Origin of the sequence: Anabaena sp. CCY 9910, assembly GCF_963920875.1 — a bacterium.
In the GTDB taxonomy this organism is placed as follows: domain Bacteria; phylum Cyanobacteriota; class Cyanobacteriia; order Cyanobacteriales; family Nostocaceae; genus Trichormus; species Trichormus variabilis.
Window position 1 is genome coordinate 58,341 of sequence record NZ_CAWUDJ010000019.1, and the last position, 22,457, is coordinate 80,797.

The 22,457-nt window shown below is 40.8% G+C and carries 20 protein-coding genes; 8 read left to right on the top strand and 12 right to left on the bottom strand.

Going from position 1 to position 22,457, the window contains the following annotated elements:
- Positions 1 to 538: 538 nt before the first annotated feature.
- Positions 539 to 2,125 carry a type II CAAX prenyl endopeptidase Rce1 family protein gene (locus tag ACM5QX_RS15665; protein ID WP_414754361.1) on the bottom strand — a complete coding sequence of 529 codons (1,587 nt, stop codon included), beginning with the start codon at positions 2,123 to 2,125 and terminating at the stop codon, positions 539 to 541.
- A 221-nt stretch (positions 2,126 to 2,346) separates the two neighbouring features.
- Here ACM5QX_RS15665 and ACM5QX_RS15670 point away from each other — a divergent pair, with 221 nt between their 5' ends.
- Positions 2,347 to 3,567, top strand: a complete 1,221-nt coding sequence (locus tag ACM5QX_RS15670; RefSeq protein ID WP_414754362.1) for an RNA-guided endonuclease InsQ/TnpB family protein — start codon at positions 2,347 to 2,349, stop codon at positions 3,565 to 3,567.
- A gap of 117 nt (positions 3,568 to 3,684) precedes the next feature.
- Here ACM5QX_RS15670 and ACM5QX_RS15675 read toward each other — a convergent pair whose 3' ends face one another.
- The 3 genes from ACM5QX_RS15675 to ACM5QX_RS15685 all read right to left on the bottom strand — a co-directional run bounded on the left by ACM5QX_RS15675 (position 3,685) and on the right by ACM5QX_RS15685 (position 6,913).
- Positions 3,685 to 4,377 (bottom strand): hypothetical protein, encoded by a 693-nt coding sequence (locus ACM5QX_RS15675; protein ID WP_414754363.1) that lies wholly within the window; start codon positions 4,375 to 4,377, stop codon positions 3,685 to 3,687.
- Positions 4,378 to 4,414: 37 nt separating this feature from the next.
- Positions 4,415 to 5,968, bottom strand: coding sequence for a YcjF family protein (locus tag ACM5QX_RS15680; RefSeq protein ID WP_414754364.1), 1,554 nt, complete (start codon positions 5,966 to 5,968; stop codon positions 4,415 to 4,417).
- 594 nt (positions 5,969 to 6,562) lie between these two features.
- On the bottom strand, positions 6,563 to 6,913 hold the full coding sequence (locus ACM5QX_RS15685) for a hypothetical protein (RefSeq protein WP_414754365.1): 351 nt from the start codon (positions 6,911 to 6,913) through the stop codon (positions 6,563 to 6,565).
- Between the two features lie 250 nt (positions 6,914 to 7,163).
- Here ACM5QX_RS15685 and ACM5QX_RS15690 point away from each other — a divergent pair, with 250 nt between their 5' ends.
- Positions 7,164 to 8,075 (top strand): DMT family transporter, encoded by a 912-nt coding sequence (locus tag ACM5QX_RS15690; RefSeq protein WP_414754366.1) that lies wholly within the window; start codon positions 7,164 to 7,166, stop codon positions 8,073 to 8,075.
- Positions 8,076 to 8,077: 2 nt separating this feature from the next.
- Here ACM5QX_RS15690 and ACM5QX_RS15695 read toward each other — a convergent pair whose 3' ends face one another.
- The 7 genes from ACM5QX_RS15695 to ACM5QX_RS15725 form a co-directional block, all read right to left on the bottom strand.
- The gene (locus ACM5QX_RS15695; protein WP_414754367.1) at positions 8,078 to 9,784 is read right to left on the bottom strand and encodes a WD40 repeat domain-containing protein; all 1,707 of its coding nucleotides are present in this window, start codon (positions 9,782 to 9,784) and stop codon (positions 8,078 to 8,080) included.
- 130 nt (positions 9,785 to 9,914) lie between these two features.
- Positions 9,915 to 10,877 carry a hypothetical protein gene (locus ACM5QX_RS15700; protein WP_414754368.1) on the bottom strand — a complete coding sequence of 321 codons (963 nt, stop codon included), beginning with the start codon at positions 10,875 to 10,877 and terminating at the stop codon, positions 9,915 to 9,917.
- A gap of 184 nt (positions 10,878 to 11,061) precedes the next feature.
- Positions 11,062 to 11,595, bottom strand: a complete 534-nt coding sequence (locus tag ACM5QX_RS15705) for a dual specificity protein phosphatase family protein (protein WP_011318355.1) — start codon at positions 11,593 to 11,595, stop codon at positions 11,062 to 11,064.
- 291 nt (positions 11,596 to 11,886) lie between these two features.
- Positions 11,887 to 13,584 carry a hypothetical protein gene (locus ACM5QX_RS15710; RefSeq protein ID WP_414754369.1) on the bottom strand — a complete coding sequence of 566 codons (1,698 nt, stop codon included), beginning with the start codon at positions 13,582 to 13,584 and terminating at the stop codon, positions 11,887 to 11,889.
- Between the two features lie 313 nt (positions 13,585 to 13,897).
- A complete protein-coding gene (locus ACM5QX_RS15715) occupies positions 13,898 to 14,521 on the bottom strand; it encodes a hypothetical protein (protein ID WP_414754370.1) in 624 nt (207 codons plus the stop codon).
- Positions 14,521 to 15,153 carry an AAA family ATPase gene (locus tag ACM5QX_RS15720; protein WP_190570802.1) on the bottom strand — a complete coding sequence of 211 codons (633 nt, stop codon included), beginning with the start codon at positions 15,151 to 15,153 and terminating at the stop codon, positions 14,521 to 14,523. Before ACM5QX_RS15720 ends, ACM5QX_RS15715 begins: the two co-directional genes overlap by 1 nt.
- Before the next feature lie 432 nt (positions 15,154 to 15,585).
- Complete coding sequence (locus tag ACM5QX_RS15725) at positions 15,586 to 15,792, bottom strand: hypothetical protein (RefSeq protein WP_414754371.1); 207 nt, start codon at positions 15,790 to 15,792, stop codon at positions 15,586 to 15,588.
- 238 nt (positions 15,793 to 16,030) lie between these two features.
- Between ACM5QX_RS15725 and ACM5QX_RS15730 the strand changes: the two genes are divergently transcribed.
- The 4 genes from ACM5QX_RS15730 (at position 16,031) to ACM5QX_RS15745 (ending at position 19,457) form a co-directional block, all read left to right on the top strand.
- A complete protein-coding gene (locus tag ACM5QX_RS15730; RefSeq protein WP_414754372.1) occupies positions 16,031 to 18,190 on the top strand; it encodes a Tex family protein in 2,160 nt (719 codons plus the stop codon).
- A 14-nt stretch (positions 18,191 to 18,204) separates the two neighbouring features.
- Entirely contained in the window at positions 18,205 to 18,525 is a 321-nt protein-coding gene (locus ACM5QX_RS15735) for a 2Fe-2S iron-sulfur cluster-binding protein (RefSeq protein WP_414754373.1), read from the top strand.
- Between the two features lie 267 nt (positions 18,526 to 18,792).
- Positions 18,793 to 19,203, top strand: a complete 411-nt coding sequence (locus ACM5QX_RS15740; RefSeq protein WP_011318348.1) for a phage holin family protein — start codon at positions 18,793 to 18,795, stop codon at positions 19,201 to 19,203.
- Between the two features lie 77 nt (positions 19,204 to 19,280).
- On the top strand, positions 19,281 to 19,457 hold the full coding sequence (locus ACM5QX_RS15745; RefSeq protein WP_010994340.1) for a YqaE/Pmp3 family membrane protein: 177 nt from the start codon (positions 19,281 to 19,283) through the stop codon (positions 19,455 to 19,457).
- 373 nt (positions 19,458 to 19,830) lie between these two features.
- On the opposite strand, the gene ACM5QX_RS15750 is transcribed toward ACM5QX_RS15745, so the two are convergent.
- Complete coding sequence (locus tag ACM5QX_RS15750; RefSeq protein ID WP_414754374.1) at positions 19,831 to 20,631, bottom strand: histidine kinase; 801 nt, start codon at positions 20,629 to 20,631, stop codon at positions 19,831 to 19,833.
- 456 nt (positions 20,632 to 21,087) lie between these two features.
- Between ACM5QX_RS15750 and petJ the strand changes: the two genes are divergently transcribed.
- Entirely contained in the window at positions 21,088 to 21,411 is a 324-nt protein-coding gene (petJ, locus tag ACM5QX_RS15755) for a cytochrome c6 PetJ (protein ID WP_414754406.1), read from the top strand.
- Between the two features lie 26 nt (positions 21,412 to 21,437).
- Complete coding sequence (locus ACM5QX_RS15760) at positions 21,438 to 22,457, top strand: aldo/keto reductase (RefSeq protein ID WP_414754375.1); 1,020 nt, start codon at positions 21,438 to 21,440, stop codon at positions 22,455 to 22,457.

Genomic DNA, 22,457 nt, shown 5'->3' on the forward strand with positions numbered 1-22,457 from the left:
AATTCACATTAGTCAGTGAAAATGCTTGTAATATATCACTTTCTACAAGTACATCAGTGTTATCTCCGGATTTTTTGGAGACTGTTACAAGTAAGAGGATAATCTCTCATAGAAATTACCTTTGTTTGGTATAGTAGGAAATCAATGATTCAGCTAAAATTAAGCAATCTATAGAAATCAGATTTGATTATTGAAATGATCTAAGTATCTGTAGGTTGGGCAATGCCCACCCTACTTAAATTTCAAAAATCAAATAGTATTCCTGTAGCTACTGATGGGGAGAGATATAACTTAGGTCTTTATTTAGTTGTCAGCTGCTGTAGGGTCAGGTGAGGATTGAATGGGTAAGTTATTGAATAACTATGTCTATTTATCCAGATGATACTCAAATTTCACCCAGAGTTTTGTAATCTATTTAACAATATTCGTCGCAATAGTTTTGTTGGGTCATGTAGGGTACGTCACTGAGATAGAATCTAACTATACTCAGACATTATTCATCCTGACGCACCCAAGCAAACCATCTTATTGCGGATAACTAATTACTACTACCTAAGAGAAACAGGCTGAGTAGTGTGCCACTATTCCAGAGACTATGGAGAAGTATAGGAGCTAGGAGGTTGCGCGATCGCGTGTATACTACCCCTAAAACGATTCCTAAGGCAGTGAGTGGCAGAATTTCCGAAAAACTAAGGTGGGCGACGGCAAACAATACGGCACTGGCGATGATTGCTCCCCAAACGGGTACGTAACGAGTCAAGGAAGGTAATAAGAACCCGCGAAACAGTACTTCTTCAAATAGAGGGGCGGCGATCGCAGCTGTCACGTAAAATATACCCAATGCTGTAAAGTCTTGGCTTTCCAGTGCCAGTTGTAATAGAGGATTGCTACCACCTTGTCCTTGCCATAGCTGTTGATTAATCAAAGACACAATCACAACTATTGGTAAAGCTGCACAATAACCACCTAGTCCCCAGAGAAACCAATTATCTCGCAGGCGGAAACGAAACCAATATTGGGGTAACGGGAAAAAACGTTTAATCGAGAAATATAAAACTGACAACGCGCCTGATGCTACTAATAGATAACTGATGAGGACGGAAACGGCTTGTAGTCTTACATTAACTATGGGGCGAGGTATGGGGAGTAGCACCAACAAGGAAGGAACAAAAATTTGCCCCATGAAGAAAAAGCCCACAACAAAAACCGAGAGAATTGTTTCTACATCCCAAGGTGTTGACCAAGCTAACTCAGCATTCTGACTCAATAAGGCTTCTTTTCCCTTGATCAAGCGTTGAGCAATTAAGAAAATTAACAGTATCGTTCCTACTAACGCTGCTAGGCTAGGAACAGTGGCGATCGCCGCTAATTTAAATACAGCTTGAGCTGCTGCCTCTTGTTGTGTTGATTGAACTTCTTTTAAAGCATCTTGTCGTTGCTGGAGTTGGTAAAGCTGAATCAAAGCTGTGGAGCGAAACCAGCCTTCTAGATTATGCTGGATTAACTGTTGAGCGTCGGGAAAAAGTCGTGGGGGATCACTCCACAGTCCACTCAACACCGCCGCAGTTTGCTCAATTTCTTTGGTGAGTTCTGGAGTGTCTGAAGGCTTTTGTAATTCGTTCCAAGTTTTGATGGCTGTTGGTATCTGTCCTTGCTTTGCTTGCAAAATTCCCAGTTTTAAGTCTAATTCAGCCGCAAATTTTTGCAGTTCCTGGAGAGACTTCTGTAATTGCTTTTCTTTGTCATTACGAGAAGTATTTGTGGTGGGAGGAACATCTGGTAAGGGTTTAGGCGGTGCAGGATTTTGGGATGAAGAGCGCAGTTGTGCAAGTTGGTTTTGAGTTTTCGTCAAATTAGTTTGCACTGATTGACGGGTTTTTTCATATTCCTTGGTAGCGTTTTCCAGGGGTTTTTCCCCCAAAATTGCTTCTTGAATTACTTGGGGACTATCATCGTTGCTATCCTCTGGTTTCCAAGCTTGTGCTTGCAGGGCAATATTGGTTTGGTATAGTTCCAAACGACTTTGAAACTGTGGTTCTTGCAAACTACCAAATAAAGACGAAGCCGCTAAAAAAGCTGCTATCGGCGTGAGTACAAAAAATAAAACCAACCGCTTGATAGTCATCTATCCCCCTTTGACAAACCAGTAGGGAGCTTACTCCCCTTAGGAATTATCTTAACCCGCTATAAGACCCCAAGTGTAGCAATAGCGGAACCTGGGGATGGATAGCGATTAAAAACGAAACACCCCTGGAACAAAATCGAGCGTAGCGAGATAAGTGCCAGGGGTAGTTGAGTTTTTAATAGTAAATATGGTAGTCTACTTGATAGTAATTCTGTCAACGCATGATAGTCTACGAAGCAAAAGCAGAAGCAACAAAAGAGCATTTTCTCAAAATAAATGAAGCTTTGAGAACTGCTCTTTTTGTGCGTAATTCTTGCTTGCGCTATTGGATAGATGGTCATGCAAAGACTGGTTATGATTTAAATAAATATACCAAAGTTCTGTCAGATAATCCTAAATTTCCTTGGGTATCAAAGCTAAACTCAACAGCAAGACAGGCAATGGCAGAACGCACCTGGGTAGCAATTACACGATTTTTTGATAACTGTAAGAATAAGTTTCCTCTTAAGAAGGGATTTCCTCGTTTTCGCAAACTCCAAACCAGAGCATCTGTTGAATACAAGCAAAGTGGTTGGTCACTTTCAGAGTGTCGCAACTACATCACATTTACAGATAAGTTCGGTATTGGAACGATGAAATTAAGGGGAACTCGTGATTTGAATTACTATCAGGTGAAACAGATCAAACGAGTTAGAATAGTGCGTCGTTCAGATGGAATATACATCCAATTCTGTATCGACCATGAACGCAAAGAGCAACTGCAACCAACAGGTAAATCTCTTGCTCTAGACTTGGGACTTAACCATTTCTATACCGATAGTGATGGTAACAAAGTTGAGAATCCCCGTTTCTTACGCAAATCCGAGAAGGTACTAAAAAAGGCACAACGCAGATTATCTCGTTGTGCCAAAGGTTCTCAGAATCGTGCTAAAGCAAGAAATAGATTGGGTAGGAAACACCTGAAATTACAACGCCAGCGTAAAGATTGGTGCGTCAGGAAAGCACTGAGCGTAATTAAGTCGGCAGACTTTGTCGCGTATGAAAATTTGCAGGTGCGGAATATGTTGAAGAATCACAAACTAGCGAAAAGCATTTCTGATGCCAGTTGGAGTATCTTCACTCAATGGTTGGAGTATTTCGGTAAGGTATATGGACGAGTAGTGGTTGCCGTGTCACCTGCGTACACGAGTATTGATTGCTCAAATTGTGGCCATCAAGTTCACAAAACTCTTAGTACCAGAACTCACGGTTGTCCTAATTGCTCATACACCGCTTGTCGTGACTTCAATGCCAGTATCAATATCCTCAATCAAGGATTAGAACTGTTTAAAAATACCGATGGACAGTCGGGAATTCAGTACGCCTCTGGAGAGATTGACCTCTGCTTGGAGAAGGTAACTTCTAAGAGTAAGTCAACTCCGCGAAAGAGGAAAATCCAATAGTGATATTGGAATCCCCGCACAAAACGTAGTGGCTTGCGGGCAGGATGTCAACGCAAGAAAAAGTAATAGGTGGATAGATTCGATCAAGAAGATTGGTATTGATTGACAAAAACCATCTCAAAATTTGCCTAAAACTTTGGGATCTAAAACGATTTGGGAACCAGACTGATTGACATGATAAACCCAAGATTGATTCCTCACTCGCACTACCACTTCCCAGCCTTGGACTGGTCGATATTCTTTGGTGCAGATTTCCCCAAAGTTGAACTCACAGGGGTTCCCAAAGGTTCTGCGTGTGACTTTGGTAATTTCTATGTTCCGTCTGGGTACACGAGAACGTTTAGCAGCATCAGTGAGAATATTATTAGCGATCGCTCGCGGTAGTTGGCTATTTTCGCCTACATTGGCTTTAGGATCAAGGACTATTTGGGAACCAGATTGATTGACGTGATAAATCCAAGATTGATTCCCCACTCGCACCAATACTTCCCAGCCTTGGACTGGTCGATATTCTTTGGTGCAGATTTCCCCAAAGTTAAACTCACAGGGATTCCCAAAGGTTCTGCGTGTGGATTGAGTGATTCTTAAATTAGTGATTCTGATTCCAGAACGTCGGGAAGCATCATTGAGTACTGCTTTAGCGATGTGACGAGGTAGACGATTCTGAGGATTTTGAGATAGTTCTATCGATTCTGTTGCTGGTGTAGCTGTAGCCCTATAGTCACTGGCTAAACCGAGTCCAGAAGATAGCAGGCTGGTTAACGCCAGAGTCAAAACTAACTTTTTAGCGAACTGATGATGTCTATTCATTAAAACCTCCGGAGATGATTCTTGCTTTGACTAGTTTCTAACTATTAGTCTGTTCATCATGTTCAACTACTTCCGATTTATCTGTTAAGGGTTTGACAACCCGTGCGATCGCTTCCTGCACAAATGCTTTAATAAACTCATCCCGCCGATTCATTTGGAACTGCTTCTGTACTACCTCGGTCATCCCACCATCGCCCCAATCTTGGTCATGACGAAAATATTCAATGAAACTTTTACCTGCAATGCGGGTTAAATAAGCGGCTGTTACCCCTTGAATGGCTTTGCCAATGACGAAGGTGGCTACATTTAGTTGTAGAGCTGTGGTGAGTAGTTGAATTGCTCCTTTGACGATACCTAAACTAGCAATCGTCTTGGCTAAAGAAAGGGCTAATTCTCGTCCCCGTTCCATGTTCAATTCACAACCATAGACTCTACCAATTTCCACCACCATTTGGGCATTTACAGCCGCAGTTGCCAGTAAATCTACTACAGGTAGAGGCGTAACTGATACTACACCCGCCCCAATCCACTGAAAACGCTCAACAATTTTATCAGCTTGGCGGCGACGTTGTGCGTCGATGAGTTTGCGGGCTTCTTCTCCTAAACGCAGAGATTGTAAAAGAATATTATCCGCTACCAAATCCTCACCCTCAGCCCGTAAAATCGCCGCCATCCGCCGCAGTAAGGGGACTATATCTGGTTCTGGTTGGAATGGTTCCCCTGTTTCTAATTGTGCCGCTTCGGGGTTAGCGGCGATCGCTACGACATCATTTGTAGCAATAAATCCCAGCACCCGTTGGCGTAACCGTGCCAAAATTGCCTCTTTATCTTCATCTGTATACAAGTCGGTTTTGTTGAGAACTAGGAGCGATCGCTTGCCAATTTCTGCTAAACTTTTCAAAGGCTCATATTCTGAGCGTCGTAAGTCATTATCCACTACAAATAATAGTAAGTCTGCCTCTGTCGCCAATGCCCTGGCTAGTTGTTCCCGTTCTGTTCCCGCCACCCCAGCTTCTAAAATCCCTGGCGTATCTGTAATTAAAATCTTCCTTTCCAACCCTTTCAACCGCAAACAGTAAGTCTCCCCTACTTGGGTTGTCCCCATTGGTGCATCTACCTTGCCTACCATTCGTCCCATAATTGCATTGACTAAGGAAGTTTTGCCAGCACTCCCTGTCCCAAACACCACTACTTGGATTTCACCCCGCGCTAAGTTGGCTTCAATCTCTTTGGAACGACTTAATAACGCTTGGCGCGCTACTTCATCTTGAATTTGCGACACCTGTTGCCGCACCGCCTGTAATGTAGTAGAAGCCGCATCAGATTTAGCAGCTGGGATTTGCGCTGCTGTTACGCGCCTACGGTTGCGGCGAGAACGCTGTTCACCAGCCTGCAACACCATCACATAATAAACAAAAGCCGCAACTAAGCAGCCAATGAGGATAATTAGCAGTAATAACAGCAAATTCCCCAGTAATGGCGAATATGATAATTGCCAGTAAAGGCGTGAAAGGGAATCAATCAGCCACAGGGCGAGTCCCAATATGACGATTAAACCAACAATCAGCGTGACTATGCGCGACAGAGGCATGGGTGAGGGCGGTAAAGATTAAATAGGCAGATGCTTCTGATCTTATAAGATTAGTTAAGACTGATAGATCCTTCTCGCTAGAGATCCAGTTCAGTTAAGAGAATAGTAGGTTGGGTGGAGCGATAGCGAAACCCAACAAAGTCTTGAGAATGTTGGGTTCCGTTCCTCCACCCAACCTACACCAGTCTAAGTTGTTGCCTTAACTGAACTATACTTAATTTTTGAAATATACGTAGGCTCATGGTTTTGGTGGGCAATGCCCACTACAAATACTAGAGATCCAGTCCAATTACCCATTACCCATCTTCTTTATAGGTGAGGACTTCAAAGCAGCTTCAGATTACCATTACAAATTATTCTTCAACCAGTTTCTAAAATTACGCATCGACATCTTTCAGCAACATTTGTTGTCCTGGCTTGACTATGATTTGTTGTAGCTTTATAGAGAATTGGTATGAAACAGAAAAATCAGTTTTTGGTCGTTAGTTTTTCTCCTCTACACCCCTAAATCTCTACTATAGGATTCATAATTTATTTCCGAAATGTTCTTCTGGTGGGCAATGCCCACCCTACAGATACTTAAATTTTTTATATCTACCAATTTTTACTTAATAGAGATTCAAATTCAGCTTGCAAAGCCGTAATATCTGCCAATCTAGCTACGAGTATGTTCTCATTACCACCATCAGTTAATCTGGTTTTCCAGTAACGAATACTTTCGGAATTGTTCATCCAAAACTGCACTACAGTCTCTAACACTTGCTCGGTGTTCCAACCCCATTTTAATGGCACTGGCTCTACTGTTTCTATCAATGCGTCAAGTGTACATTTATGGCTACCTAAATATTCTATGCCTTGGTGATTTGATTGTTCTTGAATTTGCTGTTGGTGACTAAAAAATTGCCAAACAGGAGATACACCAACAATATCAAAAGTATATTTCATGCTAGTATTCCCAATGGTTAGTTAGTTTTACGTAACGTACACATTTTGAAAATTAATTATGTGGGCAAAATCACCTATATTTCGTCTATAAATACAGTAATTTTTGCCTATATATCCAGATTAAAATTGTCTTTTATGATTAGCACTCTCTAGGTTTGAGTGCTAAAAAATATGCTATTATTTGGGGTGTTATTAAATAGTTTCAGGCATAAATTTAGAGGAGCATTTTATTTTTAATAATTATTTAACTTTGCCATTCACAGATGGTAAAGGTGAATTAGCCGCCTTGGTTGCTGCTGGTTTGTGGGCGATCGCTTCTGTACTGTATGGGATTGTGGGGCAAAGGATTGCGCCGCTACAGCTAAACTTGATTAAAGGCATTGTGGCGATCGCCTTTCTTTCCCTGACTATTTGGTTAACTGGCGAATCCTTGCCTATCTCTGACCACACCCAGATTTTGCTCCTATGCTTGAGTGGTGTTGTTGGTATTGCTTTGGGGGATACGGCTTTTCTAGCTGCAATCAATCATTTAGGGGCGCGTCGTGTGTTACTTATCGGCACTTTAGCCCCTCCCATGACAGCGATCGCCGCAAATCTTGTCCTCCAAGAACAGTTAAATTTCCGCGCTTGGTGTGGAATTTTACTGACTATTATGGGGGTGGCTTGGGTAGTTACAGAACGGGTTCCCGATACAGGAGGTAGGAGAATAGAGGATAGTCTTTTGATGCGGGGTCTTGGCTTTGCTTTACTCGCTGCAATGACTAATGCCGCCGGTACAGTCATCTCTCGTGCCGCATTTGCTACTGGTAACATTACACCTCTGTGGGCGGCTTTACTGCGATTATCTGCGGCTGAGTTAATTTTGGTGGTAGGGATATGGTTGAGCCACAAGCGACAAATGTCATTCTATGCTTACAGAGAATCGTGGCGAGTTATATTGATTAGTTGCTTCGCTTCCTTTTGCGGCACATATTTAGGAATTTGGCTACAACAAACAGCTATTAAACTCACAGCTGCGGGAGTTGCTTCCACTCTGATGCAAACTAGTCCACTATTTGTTATCCCCCTATCCTTATGTCTCGGTGAAAAAGTGAGTTGGCGATCGCTCGCCGGGGTAATCATTGCGATCGCAGGTATTGGATTATTGTTTTATCTCAAGTAACTTCACCTACCAATAATTTGCGGCTGCCAAACTCTGATAGTTTTATCTTTAGCGCTACTTACTAAGATTTGCTTTGCAGGGTTGGTGGTGATCGCTAAAATCCAGTCAGAATGTCCAGATAGGGTTTCAAGTAATTTCCCCGTTTGCATATTCCAGATTTTGAGCTTGTTGTCGAGGCTGCCACTGACAAGGGTTTGTTCTGCAATTCCCAAATTCAGAGTTACTACTCGTGAAGTATGCCCCAGCAGAGTATGGAGCAATTTACCTGTGGGCATCTGCCAAATCTTAATGGTTTGATCCCAACTGCTACTAACGAGCATCTTACCATCGCGGCTGAAAACTAACGCTCTTACTGCGTCTTGATGTTCGGCGATCGTGCGGAGGCATTCCCCTGTATATAAGTTCCAAATTTTGATGTTTTTATCAATGCCACCAGTAGCGAAAGTCTCCCCGTCAGGACTCATCGCCACAGAGAAAACCCGACCTTGATGTCCCTTAATTGTGCGGAGGAGTTGTCCTGTGGGAAAGTTCCAAATTTGGATACTACCATTTTCGTGAACGGTGACCAGTGTTTGTCCGTCGCGGCTGATAGCCAGTGACCAAATACCACCAGCACGAGAACTCATTGTTCTTTTTAACTTGAATGTCTGGAGATTCCAGATTTTAATTGTCTTGTCTGCACTCCCACTGATTAAAGTCTGGTCATCTGGGGTGAGAGCGATCGCCCGTACTGTATCGGTATGTCCTTGTAGTGTGGTTGTAACCTTTGCTGTCTCTATATTCCAAACTTTAATAGTTTGATCTTCACTAGCACTCATCAAAGTTTGTCCATCCTTGGTGAGTGCAACAGACCAAACCGAATCCGTATGACCAAATAATGTTTTAGTCAGGGTAGTACTTTGCTGGTCTACAGGGGGACTTGGCGTGGGGATAGGTTCGGTAACTTTTTGGACAGTCCCAGCAAAAGGGGCAACTTTGAGAAAATAATTCAAGGTGAGTAGAGAAACAACAGTTGCTATTGTCCCCAGCATTAAAGTCAACTTTCCAGGGAAGGGGAAAACAGCTTTTTGGTTATCTGTGAGATGAGTTTTAGCTGCCAGCATCTGGTGATCATCTTCCGCTATCCTGACCGCCAGAGGTAGTTCCTGCTGGATGATGGCTTGATTAGGGGTTGTAGGGGTGTCTAGTAGACGTATTTTCTGTTTACTAACGATCAGTAAATTTCGATCAGCTATGGAAGTATCTTTTATTTCATCCTGGGACGCACAGACAAATAAATTGAGCAATTCTTCCTGCTTGAGGGTAATTTGGCTTTCCTCAATCACCTGTCTGGGAATTTTTACCCCAGCACGAGTAGGCTGGTAACTCCATAAGTTTTGAGTTACCAAGCTTTCTAAAGAAACTGGGAGATTTTGCCTGTCTATGATGGTTAATGGCCCAGTACATAGACAAATAAAAATGTTTTCGAGTTGGCTGGGGTGTAGTTTGCCAGGTAAATAGTAACAAAGAAAATATGGAACATCACTGCGACCAAAATCATCCAGCCCATCGTTGTATAACCAACCAAACAAGTTATCCTCTGAAGTTACCTGAAGTAAGTATGCAGCTCTATATCCTGCACTGGGTGGATTATAAGCATCCCAATACTGGTAAACCACCTTTTCTAAGAAGGCTTGCTGAATTTCCGGAGGAACTTCTTTACTCGCCACGGTTCTCAATCCCGCGATAGCAAAGCTGGTGTATACAAGTTGACCTAAATTTAAAGGGGTCATACTACGAGGGCGGGGGAAAGAGAATCTGATCTTGTATTAAATGTGGGAACTGGGGGATTGTATCAAATTAATATTGTTTAATTGGGTTTTTTGGTTGTTCGATGGTTGGTGCTTGTTGGGGAATAGATGTTAATGACTTGAAGGATAGAAAAAGTGATGCGATCGCCCCTAGTAAAATAGCACTTACCAAAGATACAAGTAAAACGTCCTTGGAACTTTTTGGTCGTGGTATCCGTGCAGTAAATGACTGCTGGCTCGGTTCATCTGTCAAATCTTCTTGTGGTGGATAAATTTCCACATCGTTGAGATTTGATAATAACCACAGTAAGGGACTAGCTGCACCTTGAGCTTTGAGACTGGAAACACCATCTAGAGAAACAATAGGAATAGCGGAATAAAATTTTTGATAGGTGGCCTTGAGCGAATCAAGATAGCTAATTAGAGGTTGTAGATGCTGATCAATTTGTAGCAGGGTAGATGGGTTGAGTTCGAGCAGATCACACTTAGTCAAAATCAAAGCGAAGGCGTACTTAATATTATACTTGTAAACTACAGAGGCGATCGCTGCTACTTGGTTGTAAATATCCTCCAGTAAGCGGGGGTAATTTTGATCATTAATCAGAGCATGGGCATTAATGAATACACAGCAGCCACTAGAAGTGAGGATCATTTCCTGAAAGTCAGGATTATGAATATTACAGGACTCACCAGGAATATCCCACCAACGAAAGTTGCACACTGTTTCCACATTTGAACGAATTTGACGCTTCAAACTAAAGTTAAAATTAGTAATCTTAATTGTGGCAGGTGGGTAGAGATTGGTACGAGCAACATGATTTTTAATATTTTCCAGATTTGCTTGTACTTCGCTATCTTGGCAATCGAACCACAACTTCTGAGGAGTATTTGTTTGACTATCAGGACTTAATTCTGTATAGCTGCCAGCCAGGAAAACTGTTTTGCCGACTCCTCGTTGACCAATACTTAAAAGACTAAATGTTTTGGGGGTAGTTGCAGTCGCTAAGTTCATAATAATCACCATCACTGTAATAATTATTCAATATTTTGTTGTGATCTAGAAATTCTAGATAATTTGCAACATTAAAAAACTGCTACATACATAATTTTCGGAAAAACAGTCATAAAATAGGAAATATAAACAAATACAAAAATATATCACTCTCTAGATTTGGTAATTAATTAATAACTACAACTCACGTTAATATCCGACAATTATTCAGCAGAAAATCAAGTTCTTTTGCAACTGTTAAGGGATTTTTACCTTGGAATACAGCAGCGATTACAGCTTCATGAGGATTTCTTCCTGTACATTTGACGGCGGCTATAGCATCTTGATTTGCAAATCCTCTACCACAAACCAACCACGCAGCTAACACATGGCCAGTACGTCCAATGCCTCCAGAACAGTGAACAACAACTCTTTCTTTGAGTTTGTCTGCTTCTATTAAAAATGGCAGTATTTTCTCTGTAAGAGTTGCTAAATCAGCTAAGTGAAAATCGGCAATTGCTGCCCAACAAACTTGTTGATTGCCAAATTCTTGTTGATATGTGCTTAAAAGATGGGAGTAACCAGCTAGTTGTTCATTAGATAGAAGACAACATACTCGTTTTATATTTTGCTGCCGCATAAACTCTATCCAATTGTATACTTCTTGGTCTGAGTAACCAGGACGAGCAGCACCAAATACAATTGTCTCTTGTTCGCAAGCAGGAGCAAATTTGTACATTCAAGCTATTTACCAACTGTCTGAAAGTAGATAGATGCTAGAGTAGTGTACTATTTTTAAATAAAAGTTTTCATATAGTTTGTAATTATTTTGCAATTCGTAGTCAGCATTATTAACTACACACTACGAATTACCCATTACGAATCACACACACCATGTTCTTTAAATTATGCCTGGAAACGTTGACAACCGTCCTTAGCTGCTGTTTCTCTGTAGGAAGGACGGTAATCGGCAAAGAAGGGATGGAGCGCATGAGTAACTGGACATCTGGTACTTTAGCTGCGTAATTTTTTAGCCCAAGTTTGTATTATTATCTAGATTTTTATTTTGTAAACTGCTGAGATTGCGACTAGCGACATCAGCGCTAATTCCCCAGAGAATTAATCCTAAATAGTCGGAGAAAGGTCTAGCACCAAAAGTGAGTCCGTTGTCTACATAAAGCGAACCTATACCCACCAAAGACAAACCAACTAGTAGCGTTAGGGATAAAAAAGGCTGCACAAGCCAAAATGTAGCTCCGATGCGTATGTCATCAGACACCCCAGAAAGTAATATTAGGAAATCTTGACAGCGAATTTTCCATTCCGGTTGGTTACTCGGTATTGGGGAAACTGCATCAGCTTGAATTAAAAACCTTTGTACTGAATCGGCTAGTTCTAGCAGTGAGAAAGCTTCATTGTGCAGGAAATATTTATCTAATTGCCGTTTTTGATTGAGGTTGGCTAAACCCTTCATTACTTCCTGCATACACTTTTGAGCAACAGCATCATTCCTTTGTGCTAAAAGTGAACGAGTTTTAATAATATTTTTATGCACCTCATGAGCCATTTTATTGAGGCTGTCTTCTTCCCGCATCTCTAGTATTTGGTTTTCTATTTGTCTCAGCTTGTTTAAGGCTTCCAATCTGGCTTCAATGGCATCTATTTCTGCTAAGGCCTTATCTATCTTCTCCCATCGAATTAATTGTCCCACCCATTCAACCATGTTGTTGAGTATGTCTTGGTCTTCGCTATGTTCTGCTTCTTGTCTAATTCTGGCTTTGAGGCGGTAAACTGCCTTAATAGCTCTGGTAATGTCGCTACCAGATTCCTGCATATATTTGAATAATCGACCCAAAATTACGCCAAATATTAACACCATTAGGGGTAAAATTGGCCCAGAACGCATCCTCAAATCTACTGGTATGGCTAACCTTTGTGTTTGTCCTGAGAGGGTGAAGTAAATAGTCCCTGTGTAACGATCTGGGGGGATGATGGAACGATTTAAATTTAATGGTAAAGTAACTATGCGATCGCCTGGTAAATTCACAGATCCTTGAGGTAAACTCAAAGCTGTCTCAGTTAATTGATATCCTGTCTGTTCACCTCTGAGAATGACTCTAGCATCAATAATAGTTACAGGCCCTTGACTAGGATTATCAAATTGGAGTTGCCACTGGTTTAAAAATGCACTGGCTGGTAGTAATCCTTTAGCAAGCAAGCAGTCAAAAAAACCGAGAAGACCATCACAGTTGACTAGGTGTAGTTGAATTTGTTCTGTACCACCCAAGGGAATGAGAGTCGGTCTAGCTTTAGCAATTACTTGAAGAGAAATATTTTGTATTTGCGGCTGAGTTTGATTTGGTAGCAATACTTGGAGAGTTCCTTCATAAGTTCCGGGTAAACGAACATCGGTGACTTTCAGTTGGAAATCTTGAGGAATACCGACAGAAAGTTTTGTTTCACCTACTACGGTTACTTGGTGGCGGTTAATAATTTCGTTGCCTTCTTTTCGCCGCAAATCTGAGGCTAAAAAGACGAATTTCTCAATATTTTCTCCCTGAGCCGTTAATCTTAAGTTACCAACTAAAGCACTTTCTTCACCTAACCAACCAGTAATATGTATAGATTTATCACTAGAATCTACCAATATATTAGGTGCAGCTTTTGCTGGAACAGTATGAGTAATGACCATAACACACAGCAACAGAGATATTATTCGGTATTTCATGAGCAATTCTCAAGATTCAGAAGCAGATGAAGCGGATTGATATCAATAGGAATTACGCATGAAAAACGATTATGTAAATTAGGGAAAATTAATTCACAATCCCCTGTGAGTAAGCTTGCGCCTGCATAGTCAAGGCAAGCGCGACAAAATCCGAAATTGTTACCGCAGCGTACCGGATGCAGGAAAAAGAGTAAGGTATGTGGGGCTTTAACTCCTCTTGTAGAGAGGCTACCACCAAACCACAGGGTGGGAGATAAAGGACGTAATTATCAAATCCCTCTTCCTGCCCTATGATGCCCCTGGCCTTCTATCTTTAATCATACAACCAAGTATTTGAAGAAAAATCATCATTGGTTTCTACCTGTTGTGTTGGGTAATTTTCAGGTAGCCGATGTGATTTTCGATAATGTACTGGTTTATAGCTTTCTTTCTCTTGTCTTTGTTTTTCTAGCAGTTCTTTTTCTAGCAGTTCTTTCTCTTGTCTTTGTTTTTCTAACTGTTGTCTCTCCAACTGCTCTTTTTCTTGTGCAGAAGCCAAAGATTTCTGTTCTTCTATAAGCTGGGAGTTAGCTTCTGCCAGTTGTAGGGCAGTTTTTTTGGTTTCGTCTAGTTCCTTAGTGAGTTTTTTAACTGAAGATTTTTGTTCAGATAAAGCTGATTGCAAATCATCTATTTTTTGCTGTAGCGATTTTTCCTGTTGTTCAGATTTTTTTAAACTGGCTTGTAATTCTTTGATAGTAGCTTCTAAATCTGCTTTAGTAGGAGTGCTACGTTTAGCAGCAGTTGCTTCTAGAGGCTGTTCTGATTCTTCTGGGGTAGTAGAAGTTTCTTCCACCACTTCTTGCGCTGTCACTTCTATGGCAGTTTCGCCAGCAGATGGTGTAAATTTTTGGGCTTCCTCTTGGATTAAGTCGGAGAGATTCTGTTTTCTAGGCATTATTTCCTCCAGTCACGCTGTAATTCTTCCGCCACTCGATGGTAGTCTGATTCCGCTTCTCTAGCATTTTTGCCTCGCCATTGGTCAATAGCTACACCGTCCAAGGCTGCTCTTTCATGGGCTTTATATATCCGAATAAAAGCCTTACAAACGGGAATTCCTAACCTTTGGAGAGTATTTTGTGCTTCTATTGCTTCATTTATACTCCGAGTGTCAACCTTTGTAAGTAGCACCCGATGGGGAACCCCGGACGGAACTACAGCCGCTTTGACTGTCTCAATTAATACAGCCAAATCCATTGCTGATGGAGGTGTAGGTAAAACTAGATAGTCTGCGATCGCTACTACTGTAGCTAATGCTTCCGAGTGTAGCGCAGGTGGCGTATCTACTACTACTAAATCGTAACCTTTTATTGTTTGCAACTGCCCTAAGAGTTGGGGATTGGTTTCTTGGGATAAATCAAACCCCATGCCATTTTGATTTCGGCCAAACCACCAACTGGCAGAACCTTGTATGTCTGTATCGATGAGAATAACTTTTTTTTTCTTCGCCAACTGAGCAGCTAAGTTGATGGCGGTAGTCGTTTTACCGACTCCCCCTTTACCGTTGAGAATAGTGATGATTTTTGGCACTGCTTACTTCCGACCCTGCCATACTTGAATATACCGCTTTGTGTGACCTGACAAATTCAAAATCCTAAATTAATAAATTCAGATTTTACAACTTTTCCCGACGCTAACCTCCATGCCTCTTGCGCCAACGTCAACTATTAACACCTCCTGTTTATGGTGAAAGGATGCGCGCTTATGGTCAAACTATCCGTGAAATAACTCAACAGTAATTATAGGTAAGGATGTACTCACAACGCGTAGGGAAGGAGTGCATGAGTTGGAAGCATCAAATCCTGAAATTCATACTTCTATTCATCAATACTCTAAGGGAACACAAAAAAATCAATTATTCCCAATTCATTGTCAGTAAGGTGCGTCAGTATGAATAAGTTCTTAGTACAGATAGGTTTTCTCACACTGGCGCACCCTTGTATATTTTTTATCTGGAAGTCCCTAATTTCTTCTTAAAAATCTGTTAGTGCTAACAAATACTACGATTAGCAGCAGTGTTTGTATTTGCCAAGGTGCTAGGACTAGGCTCACAATCAAACTCAGCACCGTAAATGTACTAATAATATAAGCTACTTCATCTTGGCATTTTTGGGATATGTAGCCAGTTGCTAAACCAGCCACCAAGGGAACCAAAAAAAACATGGGCATTTTTACTTACCTTCCCACATAAATGTAAACTTTTACTAAAGCTAAGTGAGAGCTATTCTTATATATCAGGTGATCTCTTATTGTAGCAAGTAGAGTCACAGTATCTTACTTAAAATTACTGTATTTTTCTCAATATTGCGTAACTATTTGGTAAAGTAACTTAAAACATACTACCAATCCTAAAAGAAAGATTTAGCATTGTACCTTTAGGAGTAAATTTTTCACATACAATTACCTGATGCTGAACATTCCTCAACTACTGGCAACTGAACTAGAACTCAAACCCTTTCAGGTGCAAAATGCGCTGGAACTTTTGGCGGAGGGTGCGACTATTCCTTTTATTTCCCGTTATCGCAAAGAGCGCACTGGTGAAATGAATGAGGTGCAGTTGCGTGATTTAGCTGATAGGTATACTTACTTAACGGAATTAGAAGAAAGAAAGTCGGTAATTTTGAAAGCTATTACCGAACAGAATAAACTGACGGATGAACTACAAGAGAAAATCGTCTCTTGTTTACAAAAAACTGAACTTGAGGATTTATACTTACCCTATCGTCCTAAGCGCCGGACTCGCGCCACTATTGCTAGAGAGAAGGGATTACAACCTTTAGCGGATTTCATTAAGTCTTTAAATACTAAAAACCCTGTTTCTGCATCATTATCGGAAGAAGCAGTAAGATATATTTCCGAAACTCAGGGAGTCACCAGCGCCGATGAAGCACTAAAAGGTGCGGCTGATATCTTAGCGGAAGAAGTGGCAGAGAAAGCTGATTTACGTGCCTATATTCGAGATTATCTCTTAGAAGATGGGGTGTTTGTTTCTCGTATTAAAGATGATTACCCGGAAGGTACAACTAAGTTTGAAATGTACCGCAACTATCAAATTAATGTGAAAAATATTGCCCCCCACAATTTGCTGGCGTTGTGTCGGGGTGAAACTGAGGGAATATTAAGCTTTGATGTGGTATTTGCAGAAGATTTGGTTCTTTCTTACTTAGAATCTCAAGAAATTAAAACCAAAGTGCGGGGAATTCGGGATTTCTATCAAGCGATGCTGAAAGATGCGTTCAACCGTCTGATGAAAAATTCCCTTATCAGTGAAGTCATTGCTGATAAGAAAACCTATGCAGATATTGAGTCTATTAGGACATTTGAAATCAATTTGCGGGAATTGTTGCTATCTGCGCCGGCGGGCATGAAGCCAACTATGGCTATTGACCCTGGGTTTAGAACTGGCTGTAAAGTGGCAATTATTGACCAAACTGGAAAATTTTTGGAATATCAAGCGGTATTTCCTCACCAAGCTGCGGAACAACGGACAAAAGCGGCTCAAATTCTCAAAAATCTGATTGAAAAATACAAAATTGAGTTAATAGCCATTGGTAATGGTACAGCATCACGGGAAACAGATGAGTTTGTCATGCAGGTATTACAAACACTAGACCGTAAACCTACCAAGGTGATGGTAAATGAATCCGGTGCATCTATATATTCTGCTAGCAAAGTCGCACTGGAAGAGTTTCCTGATTTAGATGTGACGGTGCGGGGTGCAATTAGTATTGGTCGGCGTTTGCAAGACCCGTTAGCGGAATTGGTGAAAATAGATCCGAAATCGATTGGTGTGGGACAATACCAGCACGATGTTGATCAGAAATTGTTGAAGAAGAAGCTAGATGAGACTGTAGAAAGCTGCGTTAACTACGTGGGTGTAGATTTAAATACGGCTTCTAAGGAACTGTTAACTTTTGTTTCGGGAATTACACCAGCAGTTGCCAATAACATTGTGGCTTACCGTAACCAGTATGGAGCTTTTAAAAATCGTCGCCAACTGTTGAAGGTTCCCAAGTTGGGACCGAAAGCTTTTGAACAGGCGGCGGGGTTCCTAAGGATTCGTGGCGGTGATAACCCTTTGGATAATACAGCAGTGCATCCAGAAAGTTATGCAGTAGTGGAATTGATCGCCTCTGACTTAAGTGTAACTTTAAATCAGGTAACACAAATTGCTGAAAAACTCAAAAAAGCCAACTTGAAGAAATATGTCACTGATACAGTTGGTGAACCGACACTGCGGGACATTCTCAGCGAATTAGAAAAACCTGGGAGAGACCCCCGCGCCGAATTTAAGTACGCCACCTTCAAGGAAGGGATTAAAGAAATCACCGACTTGCAAGAGGGGATGGAATTAGAAGGTATCGTTACCAATGTTGCTAACTTTGGTGCGTTCGTCGATATTGGTGTTCATCAAGATGGTTTGGTGCATATCTCCCAACTGGCTGATAGATTTGTTGATGACCCCAAGAAAGTTGTTAAGGTGGGACAAGTGGTTAAGGTAAAAGTGCTGGAAGTCAACGCCAAATTGAAAAGAATTAGTTTGTCGATGAAAGCAGTGAAGCAATAGATTACTTTTGGCAGATGACAGTTTATCAAGTCCGACTTATAAATAGTGCGATCGCATTAGATTGCATTATCTCAGTACCAGACGATCAATATATTCTGGATATAGCCGCAGAGGCTGGTATTCGCCTACCATCGGGATGCAAACAGGGAGACTGTTCTGCTTGTGTTGCCAAACTTATTAGTGGTGAAGTCGACCAAAGTGAGCAAAAATTTTTGCGTCCTGATGAAATTCAGCAAGGCTACGTTGTCACCTGCGTTACTTATCCCTTATCAGATTGCACTTTAGAAACTCATCAAGAGCAAGTTTTGTATAATTCCTCACTTTACCAACCTTGATGCGTAAAGCCTCCAATTAATTAAATTTGGGGGAGTATGTCAATATCAATCTGATGCAGGGAAATCAGAAGAATCTCATTTTGAATCTGAGCAATTTTACAGTAAGCAAGGATTTCCTGATTTTTGAGTGATTTTATCTGATTTTTCCGAAAATACTCCAGATGGTAGAAAGGCAATCTATCTTGTTAGAGATGCTTTTACCTATTGAAATATTCAAGATAGTAATAGCAAAAACAAATAATCTATTACTGAATTTTAGGTAAAAAAATGTTGGGAATGTTTTTAACCGCTCTAGCTACAGCACTCAGTCTATTAATTGTTGATTTAGTAGTTCCTGGTGTTAATATTGCTAATTTTCCTGCGGCGATAATTGCTGCTGTTGTAATTGGCTTAGTTAATGGCTCAGTTAGACCAGTTCTATCAACTCTATCGTTACCGCTTAACTTCTTAACCTTTGGTGCATTTTCTCTAGTTGTTAACGGTTTGTGTTTTTCATTAGCAGCAGCTTTGGTTCCTGGGTTTAGCGTTCATGGCATTCTTGCTTTTATCTTGGGGCCAGTAGTTCTTTCTTTCGCTAGCACTTTCATCAACAACTATTTTGTTGAGAAGAATCTTTTAGCTGGAAACCAAAAAACTCAACCAGAATTACCTTCTGAAGGTGAATTGTCATCTAGATGATTCCTCAGATGGAGTTAGGAATTCACTTAATTTCAGACAATGTAAGTAAATAAAATTTGAAAGGTAGCAACAATCCCATGAAATTACTTCGTCTTCTTCTCGGTTTACTATTACCTCCTGTAGGTGTGTTCTTGACAGTCGGTGTCGGCCCAACTTTGGTAATTAATATTTTGCTAACTCTTTTAGGTTGGCTACCCGGTAGTATTCATGCTGTTTGGGTAATCGCTAAACATGAAGAACAGTTTAATTATTGATTGAAGTTAGATGTCACCTTTTTGAATTAGATAGGTCGGGGAATTCCCGCCTATTTTTATATATAGCCGTAGCTAAATTAGGGCATCAAGATAAGATACAACCCTGACATTAACAATTCAAAATTCAAAATTCAAAATTAAAGACATTTTCAGACGGGAATTTAAACCCCGCCTGAAAATGATACTATGTATAGACGTAGCGCAAAGTCTGAGCGCCGGCTTCCGGCGATCAGAACTTTGTAAGAGAGGGGTCTTAAACCCTTTTATTTACGATAAAAAGCTCTCAAGTCTGTCAACAGTCAACAACTATAATTATTCTCCTTAAATAGCCCAGACTTATCTAATAAGCCTGGGCTATTTTTCATCTATTCGATTACTTACGCGTAACTTCTTTCTCTTGCTCTGGATGTTCCTTATCTTTAAACAAATCAGCCGTTGCTAATAACAGTTCCCTCAATGTTTGTTTGATTTGACGCTCTTTTCTCGCTAGGGATGTACCAGCTTCTCCTAGTTTACTATCTATTTGCGATCGCTTCTCCTCTACCTGAGTGGCCAGCGCCTCAGCTTGGGGACGAGCCTGTTCATACCAGGTTTTGGCTTCATCCAGATAATTTTTGACTTCTTCTGAGCGTCCACCATAACGAGCCGCTAAATTAGCTCTAACTATTGATAGTTGCGCCTGTAATTGCGCGTAACGCTTTTGTAATAGGGAAACTTCTTCACTATTTTTGATAGTATCGATAGCGGAGTCAATCACAGTTCTTCTGCTAGCAGTTTCTTGCTGACCATTCTCCGCTATTTCTGCCAAGATGCCGTCAACTTCTTGCTGAATTTTTGCTTCTTCACCATCAATTTGTGCTTGCAACCTTTGCAACTCTGACTGACTTCTAACTATTGCCTCATGTCTTTTAGTATTAACACCCTCGATGGCTCCTTCAATTGAAGCTGTAACTTCTTCCTTAATTTCTGTACCTTTGTCTTGCAGATTTTCAATTACGGTAGAAACTGCATCTTTAACTAAAGAACGAATTTCACTAGAACCCTCCTTGAACTCAGAGGCGACTTGAGAAACTGCGGTTTTGACAATTTCTCTGATTCTTTCGCTTTTTAGCTGTCCAGTTGCTTTTGCTTGTTGCAGGTCTGCTTGAATTTGTTGTTTGATATTATTAGCCATTTTCAACTCTTGTGATTTAGATAATTTGGATAAAATTTTTGTAGATAGTCTTCCTTCTACATTGTGGTTTAGTCATCATATTTGCGGTACTTCCTAGAGACATAAAATTAGAATATCCATACTAAAGTAGGTCATGTATAACTTGTTATCCATCTATGGGATGATGAGTATGTGATTATAGGAATCTGATTTGATTATTGTTGGCATAGCCTGCGCTTGCCCATAAAAATATAAGTATCTGTAGGGTGGGCAGCCTACCACAACTACATATATTTCAGAAATCAAATACTAGTCCTATAGTTATGTAAACATAGTCTAGAGATTTGGTAGTCGGTAACAGGTAATTGTGAATTGAGAAGAAATCTCTAGCTATTATCAATTCCAGTCTATGAATTAAGAACTTTTCATGGAAGTTAAAAATTAAATTATTACAGGAGAATTGTAGTGCGGCATTTGATTAAATTAGTGTTGATAACCCTTTTATTTTTGATAAGTACATTGACTTCGCCTGCAAGTGCAGCAGACACAGCGAATGGCGAACAAATCTTTAGTGTTCATTGTGCAGGCTGTCATATCAACGGTAGTAATATCATCCGCCGTGGTAAGAACTTGCAAAAGAAGGCGCTGAAAAAATATGGGATGGATTCCCTAGAAGCGGTTGAAGCGATCGTCACTAATGGTAAAAATAATATGTCAGCCTATAAAGACCGTCTCAGCGAACAAGAGATTCAAAACGTGGCGGCTTATGTTCTAGAACAAGCAGAGAAAGGCTGGCGTTAGTAATTCGGAATTCAACATTCACAAAAATGGCACTATCAGCAGACAGTCGGTTGCAATTTACCTCTGATTTAAATATTTGCCGCATATTAAATGGAATGTGGCAAGTATCCGGTGGACATGGGAAAATTAATTCCCAAGCTGCTATTAAAACTATGTTCCAGTACGTGGATGCAGGCTTTACTACTTGGGATTTAGCAGACCATTATGGCCCGGCGGAAGACTTTATTGGTGAATTTCGTCGTCAGTTAGTGGCTAACCGTGGCAAAGAAGCATTAGCTGATATTCAAGCATTTACAAAATGGGTTCCTCGTCCTGGGAGAATGACCAAAAAACTGGTTGAGGAAAATATAGATATCTCCCGCCGCAGAATGGATGTAGAGTCATTAGATTTGATGCAGTTCCACTGGTGGGACTATCAAGATAAAAATTATTTAGATGCCCTCAAATATATGGCAGAACTACAAACTGAGGGCAAAATTAAGCATTTAGCTTTGACTAATTTTGACACAGAACATTTGCAAATTATTACCGAAGCTGGAATTAAAATTGTTTCTAATCAAGTCCAGTTTTCTTTAGTTGACCGCCGTCCTGAAGTGAATATGGTGCAATTTTGTCAACAGCATGACATCAAACTTTTCACCTATGGTACATTGTGTGGCGGCTTATTATCGGAAAAATATATTGGCAAACCAGAACCACGCGGTTTTGACTTGGGTACAACCAGCTTACGTAAGTACAAAAATATGGTTGATGCTTGGGGTGGTTGGCGCTTATTTCAAGACTTACTGTCTACCCTCAAGCAAATCGCAGATAAGCATGGAGTCAGCATTGCGAATGTGGCAACACGCTACATATTAGATAAACCAGCCGTTGGTGGTGTGATAGTTGGTGCCAGACTAGGCATATCTGAACACATCATAGATAATGCCAAAGTATTTAATTTCAACTTAGACGCAGAAGATAGCAACATCATCAACACAATCTCCAGCCAATCACGAGATTTGTACCAATTAATCGGTGATTGCGGTGATGAATATCGCCGATAG

Excerpts from the sequence above, each read along its gene's own strand:
- ACM5QX_RS15670 (WP_414754362.1), top strand. The coding sequence starts at position 2,347 with ATGATAGTCTACGAAGCAAAAGCAGAAGCAACAAAAGAGCATTTTCTC.
- ACM5QX_RS15680 (WP_414754364.1), bottom strand. The coding sequence starts at position 5,968 with ATGCCTCTGTCGCGCATAGTCACGCTGATTGTTGGTTTAATCGTCATA.
- ACM5QX_RS15760 (WP_414754375.1), top strand. The coding sequence starts at position 21,438 with ATGGCACTATCAGCAGACAGTCGGTTGCAATTTACCTCTGATTTAAAT.
- ACM5QX_RS15675 (WP_414754363.1), bottom strand. The coding sequence starts at position 4,377 with ATGAATAGACATCATCAGTTCGCTAAAAAGTTAGTTTTGACTCTGGCG.
- ACM5QX_RS15745 (WP_010994340.1), top strand. The coding sequence starts at position 19,281 with ATGAAATTACTTCGTCTTCTTCTCGGTTTACTATTACCTCCTGTAGGT.
- ACM5QX_RS15725 (WP_414754371.1), bottom strand. The coding sequence starts at position 15,792 with ATGCCCATGTTTTTTTTGGTTCCCTTGGTGGCTGGTTTAGCAACTGGC.
- ACM5QX_RS15735 (WP_414754373.1), top strand. The coding sequence starts at position 18,205 with ATGACAGTTTATCAAGTCCGACTTATAAATAGTGCGATCGCATTAGAT.
- ACM5QX_RS15710 (WP_414754369.1), bottom strand. The coding sequence starts at position 13,584 with ATGAAATACCGAATAATATCTCTGTTGCTGTGTGTTATGGTCATTACT.
- ACM5QX_RS15685 (WP_414754365.1), bottom strand. The coding sequence starts at position 6,913 with ATGAAATATACTTTTGATATTGTTGGTGTATCTCCTGTTTGGCAATTT.
- ACM5QX_RS15705 (WP_011318355.1), bottom strand. The coding sequence starts at position 11,595 with ATGTACAAATTTGCTCCTGCTTGCGAACAAGAGACAATTGTATTTGGT.
- ACM5QX_RS15750 (WP_414754374.1), bottom strand. The coding sequence starts at position 20,631 with ATGGCTAATAATATCAAACAACAAATTCAAGCAGACCTGCAACAAGCA.
- ACM5QX_RS15715 (WP_414754370.1), bottom strand. The coding sequence starts at position 14,521 with ATGCCTAGAAAACAGAATCTCTCCGACTTAATCCAAGAGGAAGCCCAA.
- ACM5QX_RS15730 (WP_414754372.1), top strand. The coding sequence starts at position 16,031 with ATGCTGAACATTCCTCAACTACTGGCAACTGAACTAGAACTCAAACCC.
- ACM5QX_RS15665 (WP_414754361.1), bottom strand. The coding sequence starts at position 2,125 with ATGACTATCAAGCGGTTGGTTTTATTTTTTGTACTCACGCCGATAGCA.
- ACM5QX_RS15740 (WP_011318348.1), top strand. The coding sequence starts at position 18,793 with ATGTTGGGAATGTTTTTAACCGCTCTAGCTACAGCACTCAGTCTATTA.
- ACM5QX_RS15700 (WP_414754368.1), bottom strand. The coding sequence starts at position 10,877 with ATGAACTTAGCGACTGCAACTACCCCCAAAACATTTAGTCTTTTAAGT.